The 1003-nt window shown below is 75.6% G+C and carries 1 protein-coding gene and 1 pseudogene; both read left to right on the forward strand.

Translation table 11 applies throughout. The features are described 5' to 3' along the window. Nucleotides 1-454, forward strand: a pseudogene (locus CCN39_RS30040) (hypothetical protein); the annotation flags it as partial. A 25-nt stretch (nt 455-479) separates the two neighbouring features. After that, nucleotides 480-1003, forward strand: a 524-nt coding sequence (locus tag CCN39_RS30045) for an ESX secretion-associated protein EspG (RefSeq protein WP_086847656.1), incomplete at its 3' end; no start/stop codon positions are given.

Here is a 1003-nt window from a genome sequence, read left to right on the forward strand (position 1 = left end):
GCCGCCGAACACCGGCGGGGTCGACTTCTACCCCACCACCAACACCGGCCAGAACTACCTGAACCCCAGCGACCCGAATTCCAGCACCGGCGGCCGCGGCCCGAACAACACCAACGCCGGCGGCCGGCTCCTCGACTCGACCGGCCGGGGCGGCACCGGGACCGGTGCCGGATCGGGCACCGGCAGCAACCCGGGCGGCGCGGGCGAACGGGGCCTCGGCAGCGGCCGCGGCTCCGGCATGGGCAGCCTCGGCAACGCCGCCGCCGCGGAGGCCGCGGCGGCGAGGTCGGCTGCCGGGCGAGGCGGGCAGATGGGGCCGATGGGTCCCGGCGGCCGTCGCGGTGAAGGCGATGAAGACGATGAGCACCAGCGGCCGGACTTCCTGATCGAAGCGGATCCGGACGCGATCTTCGGCACCGACCAGCGGACCAGTCCGCCGGTCATCGGCGAGTAGGCGGGTGGACGTGGCAACAGGCCGGGTGGACGTTCCGGTCGAGGCGCTGGCCGCGCTGGCCGACCGCGAACAGGTCGGCCAGCTGCACCTCACCCTGCGTCCGGAGCCGCTGTGGCTCTCGGACGACGAGCGTGAGGAGGCCGGCAAGCGGGTCGACGCCGCACTCGCCGAGGCCGGGCTCGTCGATGCCCGCGGCCGGGCCACCGTCGACTTCCTCGACTGGCTTCCGCTGCTGGTCAGCCCCGCGCGGGAGTGCTACGGCTGGGTCGGCACCGGTGGGCAGACCTACGGCGTGCTCGCCGCCGCGAAAGGGCTGCAGGCCGTCCTGGCCGTCTCCGACGGGACCCACGTCGGCGTGCAGGAAATCGACCGGAACAGGCTGGCGGAGTCCCTCGTCGAGCAGCTGCCGCCGGTCGGGGCCGGCGGGGGGCGGCTGCGGACCGTGCGGGTCGCGGACCTGACCGAGGCCGCCCGCCGCGGGCAGGCGGCCTACCCGCTGGACCCGGCCGTCGCCGACGTCGTCAGCCTCGTGCAGCGGCCCGTCTCCGG

This window comes from Amycolatopsis kentuckyensis, from assembly GCF_002155975.1.
Classification (GTDB): domain Bacteria; phylum Actinomycetota; class Actinomycetes; order Mycobacteriales; family Pseudonocardiaceae; genus Amycolatopsis; species Amycolatopsis kentuckyensis.